Here is a 9,816-nt window from a genome sequence, read left to right as displayed (position 1 = left end):
TACCTCGTTGACCGCTGCGACCATCGCGTGCCACACCGCCGTCATGTCCTGTTCGGCCCATCCGGGGTGAGGTCTGCGGACCTCGGTGGCGTGCCGGGCCACCGCGACCTCGCGACCGGTCTCGTCGAAGACGACGGCCTTGATCAGCGAGGTTCCGGCGTCGACCGCGATCGCCGACATCCAGCCTCCTCGTGCGAACGGTCTCGGGGGACTCCAGCACAACCCGCAACCTCGCACCGGGCAAGAGCGGCGAGCCGAACTCACAGCGTTCCTGTGCGCTTCCCCTGTGAAATATGTCCGGTAAAGACCGCTGTTTTCCCTGGTAGAGTGGCTTGTCAGTCACTTGGCCCGGCCAGGACTTCACATTTTTTCACAGCTTCGGCGGCCGTCATCGGTCGCTGGTACCGGTCGTGAGGGGCAAGGACGGTATGAACAGTGCGATCCGGGCACAGCGACGTGCGCTCATCCGGGAACGGGTACGCGCCGACGGTTTCGTGCGTGCCTCCGCCCTCGCCGAGGAATTCGGTGTGAGCGTGATGACCATCCACCGAGATCTGGACGCGCTCCAGGCCCAGGGGTGGCTGGCGCGGGTGCGCGGAGGCGCGACGTCGGTGCCGTCGAGGACGTTCCACGGTGACATCGCTCAGCGCAGGTCGGCGATGGCCCCCGCCAAGCGGGCACTGGCTCGCGCCGCCGCGAGTCTCGTTCGCCCGGGTGACACCGTGATGCTCGATGAGAGCACCACCTGTCTCCACCTCGCCGAACGGTTCGCCGAGCGCGCGCCGTTGACCGTCATCACCTACTTCCAGCCCGTGGTGACGATGCTGGCGGGGGTCCCCGGGATCACGCTCATCGCGCTCGGCGGCGAGTACTTCCCCGCCTACGACGCCTTTCTCGGGCTCTACACGGCCGAGGGGGTGGCCAAGGTCAGGGCCGACACCGTGTTCATGTCCACCACGGCCATCGCGCGCAACCGGTGTTATCACCAGTCGCAGGCCACCGTGCAGGTCAAGCGCGTGATGATGACGTCGGCTTCGCGACGCGTCCTGATGGTCGACCACACCAAGTTCACCCGCCAGGGACTGTATGCGCTGGCGCCTCTGACCGACTTCGATCTGGTGCTGGTGGACGACGGTCTCTCCGCCGTCGAGCAACGGCGGATTCGGGACAGCGGGGCCACATTGACCGTCGTGCCACTGCGATCGTGACTGTGCGGACACCGTGCAGACACACTGTGTAGCGTTCGTCAACAGTCTCGCGGCTTTTGTCACCGTTCGCGATGTGTGGTGGACTCGCCACACGGTGCTGGGTAACGTCGAATCCTGACAACCGAAACGCACAACCGGATATCGCGGCTGACGGAGCCGAAGCGGGAGAGTCCCCGTGATCTCGGCGGGGCACCGAAGGAGCAAATTCCCCACAATCTCTCAGGTACAGCCACCGCTTTCGGCGAGGCCACTCTGGAAAGCAGGCGAGAAGTACAGCCTCACCCAAGGTGTAAGCCGCGCGTTACGCGCGGTGAAACTCTCAGGTGCCCATGACAGAGGGGGAGTTCCCGGTACGGGGCGGGTATGCCTCGGGTACAGCGAGAAGGAGCTCCCATGTCCGTATCATCCGCGTCGTCCGCCTCACCGTCGTCGGACGAACCGACGGTGACACCCTTTTCGGGCCGACACATCGGTCCGGGGTCTTCCGAACAGGCCAAGATGGTGGCCGAATGCGGGTTCGGCAGCCTGGACGCTCTCCTGGCGGCCGCCGTGCCCACCGCCATCCGTAGCCAGGACGGCCTCCGACTTCCCCCGGCAGCGTCCGAACAACAGGCCATCGCCGAGTTGCGGGAACTGGCCCGCAAGAACCGGCCCATGACCCAGATGATCGGCCTCGGCTACTACGACACCGTCACCCCCGCCGTGATCCGCCGCAACGTGCTGGAAAACCCGGCCTGGTACACGGCGTACACGCCGTACCAGCCGGAGATCTCGCAGGGACGGCTGGAGGCGCTGCTGAACTTCCAGACGATGGTCTCCGACCTCACCGGGCTGACCACGGCGAACGCCTCCCTGCTCGACGAGGGCACCGCCGTCGCGGAGGCCACGATGCTCATGCGGCGGGTGTCGAAGGCGTCTTCGAACACGGTGGTGGTGGACTCCGAGTGCCTGCCACAGACCATCGCGGTGGTGCGCACACGAGCGCAGCAGATGGGCATTGACGTCGACGTCCGGGATCTGTCGCAGGGACTGCCGGAGGAGTTCTTCGGTGTCGTCGTGCAGTACCCGGGTGTCTCGGGTGTGTTGCGGGAGCCGGACTTCTACCACCGGATCGGCGAAGCCGCGAAGGCGGCCAAGGCGCTGTACTGCATGGCCGCAGACCTGCTCGCCCTCACCCTGCTCACCCCGCCCGGAGAGTTCGGGGCCGATGTTGCCGCGGGCACCACGCAGCGGTTCGGGGTGCCGTTGGGCTACGGCGGACCGCACGCGGGGTACCTCGCCGTGAGGTCGGGGTTGGAGCGGTCGCTGCCGGGCAGGCTCGTCGGTGTCTCCATCGACGCGGCGGGCGCGCCCGCCTACCGGCTCGCGCTGCAGACCCGGGAGCAGCACATCCGCCGGGAGAAGGCCACCAGCAACATCTGCACCGCTCAGGTGCTGTTGGCGGTGATGGCGTCGATGTACGCCGTGTACCACGGCCCCGACGGGCTGCGTGGGATCGCCGAGCGGGTGCACGGGCACGCCGCCACGTTGGCCGCGGCGTTGCGGGCCGGGGGCGTGGACGTGGTGCACGAGCATTTCTTCGACACCGTGCTCGCCCGTGTGCCGGGTCGGGCCGACGCGGTGCTGGCCGCCGCGCGGGACGCGGGCATCAACCTCGGCAGGGTGGACGCCGACCACGTGCGGGTGGCGTGTGACGAGGCGACCACCCCGGAGGTGTTGGACGCGGTACTCGGCGCGTTCGGTGTCGAGGCCGCGGCCGAACCCCGGACGGGGTCCGCACTCCTTGAGGGGCTGTCGCGTACGAGCGAGTACCTCACCCACGACGTCTTCCACACGTACCGGTCGGAGACGGCGATGCTGCGCTACCTGCGCAGGCTCGCCGACTCCGACTACGCGCTCGACCGGGGCATGATCCCGCTCGGCTCGTGCACCATGAAGCTCAACGCCACCACGGAGATGGAACCCATCACGTGGCCCGAGTTCACGAACATCCACCCGTTCGCGCCCGCCGAGGACGCCGAGGGCTACCGGGAACTCATCGACCAGCTGTCCCGCTGGTTGGCGGAGGTCACCGGTTACGACAGCGTGTCGCTGCAACCCAACGCGGGCAGTCAGGGTGAGTTGGCGGGACTGCTCGCCATCCAGGCCTACCACCGCGCGAACGGGCAGTCCGAACGGGACGTGTGCCTGATCCCGTCGTCGGCGCACGGCACCAACGCGGCCTCCGCCGTGCTCGCCGGGATGCGGGTCGTGGTGGTCGCGTGCACTTCGGACGGCGATGTGGACCTGGAGGACCTGCGGGCGAAGGCCGACGCCCATCGCGACACGCTCGCCGCGATCATGGTCACCTACCCGTCCACGCACGGCGTGTACGAGAACGGGATCGCCGAACTGGCCGAGATCGTGCACGAGGCGGGTGGCCAGGTCTACGTCGACGGCGCCAACCTCAACGCGCTTCTCGGGATCGCCAAGCCGGGCGAGTTCGGCGGCGACGTCTCGCACCTCAACCTGCACAAGACGTTCTGCATCCCCCACGGCGGTGGAGGACCCGGGGTGGGGCCGGTCGCGGTGCGCGCGCACCTCGCCCCCTACCTGCCGAATCACCCGCTGGCCCCGGAAGCGGGACCGGACACGGGCGTCGGTCCGATCTCGGCTGCCCCGTACGGCTCGGCGTCGATCCTGCCGATCTCGTGGGCGTACGTGCGCATGATGGGCGCGGAAGGACTCACCGAGGCCACCAAGGTCGCGGTGTTGAACGCCAACTACATCGCGGCGCGGCTGGCCCCGCACTACCCGGTGCTCTACACCGGCCGCAACGGGCTCGTGGCGCACGAGTGCATCCTCGACCTGCGCGAGTTGACCAAACAGACCGGCGTCACCGTGGACGACGTGGCCAAGCGACTCGTCGACTACGGCTTCCACGCTCCCACCATGTCGTTCCCCGTGGCGGGCACCCTCATGGTCGAACCCACCGAGAGCGAGGACTTGGCCGAGCTCGACCGGTTCTGTGAGGCGATGATCGCCATCCGCCGGGAGATCGACGCGGTCGCCGCCGGGACGTGGTCCGTGGAGGACAGTCCGCTGCGCAACGCGCCGCACACCGCCGAACAGCTCGTCGGGCAGTGGTCCCTGCCGTACGACCGGCGTACCGCCGTGTATCCCGGAAACACTACGCCGAAGGGCAAGTACTGGCCGCCGGTGCGGCGCATCGAGAGCGCCTACGGCGACCGCAACCTGGTCTGCTCCTGCCCGCCCGTCTCCTCCTACGAAAGCGCAGGTGCCTCCTCGTGACCGAGACGACCCTGAAAAAGACTCCACTGCATGCCGTGCACGCCGAGTACGGCGCGTCGTTCACCGACTTCGCCGGCTGGTCGATGCCCGTGCGGTACTCCAGCGAACTCGCCGAGCACCGTGCGGTGAGAGAGGCGGCGGGCCAATTCGACCTGTCCCACATGGGCGAGATCGAGGTGACTGGTGCCAAGGCCGCACAGGCACTGGACTACGCATTGGTCGGGAACCTGTCCACCCTCAAGGTCGGGCGTGCACGCTACACGATGCTGTGTGACACCGACGGGGGAGTGCTCGACGATCTCGTCGTCTACCGGTTGTCCGAACAGCGTTACCTCGTCGTCGCCAACGCGGGCAACACCGCCGTCGTGGCCGACGCGCTACGTGAACGCGCCGGGACGTTCGACGTCGAGGTCGTCGACGCGAGCGAGCGGACCGCACTGATCGCGGTGCAAGGACCCGCCTCCGCCGCGATCGTGGCGGAGGCGACCGGTGCCGACCCGGATTCCCTGCGGTACTTCGCGAGCATGCCAGCCGCCGTCGACGGCACCGACGTGCTGCTCGCTCGCACGGGTTACACCGGTGAGGACGGCTTCGAACTGTTCGTCGACGCCGAGGCCGCGGTGCCCACCTGGCGACGCATCGCCGAGGCCGGTGCCTCGCACGGGCTCTCACCGGCGGGTTTGGCGTGCCGCGACACGCTGCGGCTGGAAGCCGGCATGCCGCTGTACGGCAACGAGTTGAGTAGGGAACTCACACCCTTCCACGCGGGGCTCGGCCGGACTGTGAAGTTCGACAAGCCGGGTGATTTCGTCGGGCGTACTGCGCTGGAGAACAAACGCGACCCCGAGAAAGTGTTGGTCGGACTGCGTGGCGAAGGGCGCCGTGCTCCCCGACACTCCTATCGTGTCCTCAACGGCGACGATGTGGTCGGTGAGGTCACCAGCGGCGTGTTGTCGCCCACACTGGGCTATCCGATCGCGATGGCCTACGTCACGCCCGAGGTCGCCGAGCCCGGTACCACCCTCGCGGTGGACATCCGGGGGCGCGCCACCCCGGTCGATGTCGTGTCCCTGCCCTTCTACCAGCGTCCTTCCACTTCGAAAGGCTGAAATCGTTGTCGACGAACATTCCTCAGGACCTCCGCTACAGCAACGAGCACGAATGGGTGCGTACCGACGGCGACAGTGTGGTGACGGTCGGTGTGACCGCTTTCGCCGCTGAGTCACTCGGCGACGTGGTGTTCGTCCAGCTCCCCGAGGCAGGTAGTAACGTCACAGCGGGTGAGGTGTGCGGCGAGATCGAGTCGACCAAGTCCGTCAGCGAGTTGTACTCGCCGGTGACCGGGGAGGTCGTCGAGCTCAACGAGTCCGTCGTGGACTCGCCCGAGACCGTCAACTCCGATCCCTACGACGCGGGTTGGTTGTTCAAGGTCCGCACCGAGTCGGTACCGGACCTGCTGGACGCCGAAGCCTATGCCGCACTGATTCAGGAGGGCTGACATGAACTCGTTCGACGCCGACCTTGCCACGGTGGACCCGGAGGTCGCCGAGGCGGTGGCGGCCGAGCTGGACCGGCAGCAGTCGACGCTGGAGATGATCGCGTCGGAGAACTTCGCGCCCGCCGGCGTGTTGGAGGCGCAGGGTTCGGTACTGACCAACAAGTACGCCGAGGGTTACCCGGGACGGCGTTACTACGGTGGCTGCGAGCACGTCGATGTCGTCGAAACCCTCGCCATCGAGCGCGCCAAGGCTCTGTTCGGCGCCGAGCACGCGAACGTGCAGCCGCATTCCGGTGCGCAGGCCAACGCCGCCGCCATGGTGGCTCTGCTGGAGCCCGGTGACACCATCCTGGGTCTCGACCTCGCCCACGGTGGTCACCTCACCCACGGCATGAAGATTAACTTCTCCGGCAGGCTCTACAACGTGGTCGCCTACCACGTCGACCGCGAGACCGGCCGAGTGGACATGGCCGAGGTCGAGCGTCTGGCGACCGAGAACAAGCCCAAGCTGATCATCGCGGGTTGGTCGGCCTACCCCCGCCAGCTCGACTTCGCCGAGTTCCGGCGTATCGCCGACTCGGTGGGGGCCAAGCTCATGGTGGACATGGCTCACTTCGCCGGCCTCGTGGCGGCGGGCCTGCACCCGAACCCCGTGCCGTATGCCGACGTCGTGACCACCACCACGCACAAGACGCTCGGTGGGCCGCGCGGTGGGATCATCCTGTCCAGGCAGGAGTACGCCAAGAAGATCAACTCGGCGGTGTTCCCTGGGCAGCAGGGTGGGCCCCTCGAACACGTCATCGCGGGTAAGGCCGTGGCGTTGAAGATCGCCGCCGGCGAGGAGTTCCGCGAGCGGCAGCAGCGAGTCCTCGAAGGGGCCAAGATCCTCGCCGAGCGACTGTCGGCGTCCGACTGTGTCTCCGCCGGTGTGCGAGTGCTGACCGGGGGCACCGACGTGCACCTGGTGCTCGTGGACCTGGTGAACTCTGAGCTGGACGGCAAGCAGGCCGAGGACCGGTTGCACGACATCGGCATCACGGTGAACCGCAACGCCGTTCCGTTCGACCCGCGTCCGCCGATGGTGACCTCGGGTCTGCGTATCGGCACCCCGGCACTGGCGACACGCGGTTTCGGTGCCGACGACTTCACCGAGGTCGCCGACATCATCGCCCGCGCGCTGCAGCCGGACTTCGACAGCGCCACTCTGGAGGACCTGCGCTCTCGCGTGGCGGTGTTGGCCAAGAAGCACCCGCTCTACGAGAACAAGGGCTGAGTCGAAGTCGCCGGGCGCGAACGCTTCGGCCCGCGCCCGGCGACCCATCGTGTCCGCAGATTATGTAGCCGTGTCCGCAGTCTGCGTCGTTGTGTCCGCAGCCCGCGTACATCCAGAAACGATGCTCGCCGATACACCAGCGATCACCGTGCCTATGGGGCAGCCGCGGCCACGAGATCAGGAGACCACTCGGGCGATGATGAGGCCGTCGTAGCCCTTGCTGCCCACGGTCTGGATCGCGGTGGCGTCCAGGCGAGGTTCGGTACGCAGGAGCTCGACCGTCTCCCGCACGCCACGGACCGACGGGTCGTCGTTGTCGGCGTCGATCACCGCTCCGCCGCGCACCACGTTGTCCACCACGATCACGCTGCCCGGCTTGCCGAGATCCAACGCCCAACGAACGTAGTGCGGATTGTTCACCTTGTCCGCGTCGATGAACGTCAGGTCGAACGGCTCGTTGGTCGGAAGTGTGGGCAGAATGTCCAACGCCTTCCCGAGACGGATGTCCACGCGGGACGACAGGCCCGCCCGTTCGACGTTGCTGCGGGCCACTTCGGCGTGGGTGGTGTCGGCTTCGAGAGTGACGAGCTGCCCGTCATCGGGTAGGGCCCGCGCGAGCCAGATGGTGGAGTAGCCGCCGAGTGTGCCGACCTCCAGGATTCTGCGGGCGTCGACCATCCGAGCCAACAGATGTAGCAGTTTCCCCTGGTTGGGGGCTACCGCGATGTCGGGAAGGCCGGCCTGCGCGCACGCCTGCTGCGTGGCATCGAGAACATCGTCGTGCGGGGCGAGTTGCTCCTGGAAGTACTCGTCGACCGCTGTCCATCGGTCCTGGTGCATAGCCAGAGCCTAGCCCCGACATACGTGGAGTGCGGATACGACGACGCAACCTGCGGACACGGCGGTTGTGGGTCAGTCGGTTGTGGCGTCGGCTTCGAGTTCGTCGTTGGGGTGGCCTGCTTGGATCACGGCGTCGCGTAGAGCGGCTCGCAGCCGTCCCACGTCAAGGGAGGTCAGCACGGCGGCCTCGCCTGGCGGCGCGATGAGCACGACTCGGCCCGCGTTGACGAACACGGTGAGCTCCCGGCGTCGCCCGGCCAGATCACGGCAGGGGACAGCCCACTCGTCTCGTGCGCTCACGTCGCCCCCTTCATCGTGTTCCGGGGACGACTGTAGTCGCAAATATCATCCCACGTGATCGATTTGGGCGGATTCGTCGACGTGTTTGCCCTGGTGCCGCTGTGGTCTGACCCGAGTGAGCGCGACGAAAGTCGTGAATGCGGCCGCGGCCGCCACCGCCATGACGGCGGCCATGCCCAGTGCCGAATCGCCGCCGAGGAGACCGACGATCGGGGAGGTGCAGCCGCCGGTGAGGAATTGCACCAGCCCCAGCAACGCCGATGCCGATCCGGCCGAACGGGGATGGTCGGCCAGGGCGAGTGTCGTCGCGTTGGGGGTGACCATGCCGACCGAGGAAACGGTGACGAACAGCGGTATGAGCAGAACCGGGAACTCCGCCCGTGATATCGCGGCCACCACGAGGCCGACCACACCGGTCAGCAACAGCGCCAGGCCGGTGCGGAGGAGCGTCCTCGGGGCGAAGCGGCTCACCAGCCTTCCGTTGAGCTGACCGGTGAGCACGAGTCCGACCCCGTTCAGCGCGAACACGAATCCATATTCGGAGGCGGAGAGTCCGTAGTGCTGTTGGAAGACGAACGGTGATCCGGAGATGTAGGCGAACATCACCGAGAACGCGAGCCCGATGGTGACCGCGTATCCGACGAAGACGCGGTCGCGCAGTAGTCCGACGTAGGTGCCGATGATGTCCCGCGGCTGGGCGGATCGGCGCTGTGGTTTCGGCAGGGTCTCCGGAAGCGCGAAGGCCGCGACGACGAGCAGTGTCACGCCGAACGCCGTGAGGGCGACGAAGATCCCACGCCAGGAGGTCCAGCGCAGCAGTTGTCCGCCGAGTACGGGCGCGAGGATGGGTGCCGCGCCGGTGACCAGCATCAGGGTGGAGAAGAACCGTGCCATCGCGACGCCGGAGAACAGGTCGCGGACGGCTGCTCGGGCGATCACCATGCCTGCGGCCGCGCCGAGCGCCTGTGCCGCACGCGCGGCGATCAGGATGGGAAGTGTGGGACTGAGGGTCGCCGCCACCGATGCCGCGGTGAAGATCGTGACGCCGATGAGAAGCGGTGTACGCCTGCCGAAGGAGTCGGAGAGCGGACCCGCGACCAGTTGTCCTATGCCGAGGCCGAGGAGGAAGACGGCGAGGGTGAGCTGCAACTGTGCGTCGGTGGAGCGCAGATCGGCCGCCATCGCCGGCAGGGCGGGGAGGTACATGTCGATGGACAAAGGGCCGAAGGCGGTCAGGCCGCCGAGGACCAGCGCGTAGCGCGCGGTGCGAGGAGGTCGAGAGGTCGGCCCCGGTGGGGTCGAGTGGGTGGATGTCGTCGTCCGAACCTCGTTCACCGCCGTGCGCGCGGCCACCCGACCTCCCGAGTTCGTTGTGATCGCTGGTACCGACCAGACACAACCGACGA

The 9,816-nt window shown here is 67.5% G+C and carries 9 protein-coding genes and 1 riboswitch; of the genes, 5 read left to right on the top strand and 4 right to left on the bottom strand.

Translation table 11 applies throughout. The features are described from left to right. Positions 1-180 (bottom strand): FGGY family carbohydrate kinase (locus M7H19_RS02240; RefSeq protein ID WP_298176462.1); only part of this gene is annotated, 180 nt, incomplete at its 3' end. Positions 181-428: 248 nt separating this feature from the next. Between M7H19_RS02240 and M7H19_RS02235 the strand changes: the two genes are divergently transcribed. The 5 genes from M7H19_RS02235 to glyA all read left to right on the top strand — a co-directional run bounded on the left by M7H19_RS02235 (position 429) and on the right by glyA (position 7,270). Beyond that, positions 429-1,208: a DeoR/GlpR family DNA-binding transcription regulator gene (locus M7H19_RS02235; RefSeq protein WP_298176458.1), complete on the top strand. Its 780-nt coding sequence runs from the start codon at positions 429-431 to the stop codon at positions 1,206-1,208. A gap of 152 nt (positions 1,209-1,360) precedes the next feature. Beyond that, positions 1,361-1,453, top strand: a riboswitch (glycine riboswitch). A 148-nt stretch (positions 1,454-1,601) separates the two neighbouring features. Next, positions 1,602-4,499, top strand: a complete 2,898-nt coding sequence (gcvP, locus tag M7H19_RS02230) for an aminomethyl-transferring glycine dehydrogenase (protein ID WP_298176455.1) — start codon at positions 1,602-1,604, stop codon at positions 4,497-4,499. Further along, the gene (gene gcvT / locus M7H19_RS02225) at positions 4,496-5,608 is read left to right on the top strand and encodes a glycine cleavage system aminomethyltransferase GcvT (RefSeq protein ID WP_298176452.1); all 1,113 of its coding nucleotides are present in this window, start codon (positions 4,496-4,498) and stop codon (positions 5,606-5,608) included. Before gcvP ends, gcvT begins: the two co-directional genes overlap by 4 nt. 5 nt (positions 5,609-5,613) lie before the next feature. Further along, on the top strand, positions 5,614-5,997 hold the full coding sequence (gcvH, locus tag M7H19_RS02220) for a glycine cleavage system protein GcvH (protein WP_298176450.1): 384 nt from the start codon (positions 5,614-5,616) through the stop codon (positions 5,995-5,997). A 1-nt stretch (position 5,998) separates the two neighbouring features. Beyond that, positions 5,999-7,270 carry a serine hydroxymethyltransferase gene (gene glyA / locus M7H19_RS02215; RefSeq protein ID WP_298176447.1) on the top strand — a complete coding sequence of 424 codons (1,272 nt, stop codon included), beginning with the start codon at positions 5,999-6,001 and terminating at the stop codon, positions 7,268-7,270. A 177-nt stretch (positions 7,271-7,447) separates the two neighbouring features. Here glyA and M7H19_RS02210 read toward each other — a convergent pair whose 3' ends face one another. The 3 genes from M7H19_RS02210 to M7H19_RS02200 all read right to left on the bottom strand — a co-directional run bounded on the left by M7H19_RS02210 (position 7,448) and on the right by M7H19_RS02200 (position 9,763). After that, entirely contained in the window at positions 7,448-8,110 is a 663-nt protein-coding gene (locus M7H19_RS02210) for an O-methyltransferase (RefSeq protein ID WP_298176445.1), read from the bottom strand. Between the two features lie 72 nt (positions 8,111-8,182). Then, entirely contained in the window at positions 8,183-8,410 is a 228-nt protein-coding gene (locus M7H19_RS02205) for a hypothetical protein (protein ID WP_298176442.1), read from the bottom strand. Positions 8,411-8,455: 45 nt separating this feature from the next. Continuing rightward, entirely contained in the window at positions 8,456-9,763 is a 1,308-nt protein-coding gene (locus M7H19_RS02200; protein WP_298176463.1) for a Bcr/CflA family multidrug efflux MFS transporter, read from the bottom strand. Between the last annotated feature and the right edge of the window lie 53 nt (positions 9,764-9,816).

The organism is Saccharomonospora sp., from assembly GCF_027317685.1.
Lineage (GTDB): Bacteria > Actinomycetota > Actinomycetes > Mycobacteriales > Pseudonocardiaceae > Saccharomonospora.
This window is presented reverse-complemented; position numbering and strand designations above follow the sequence as displayed.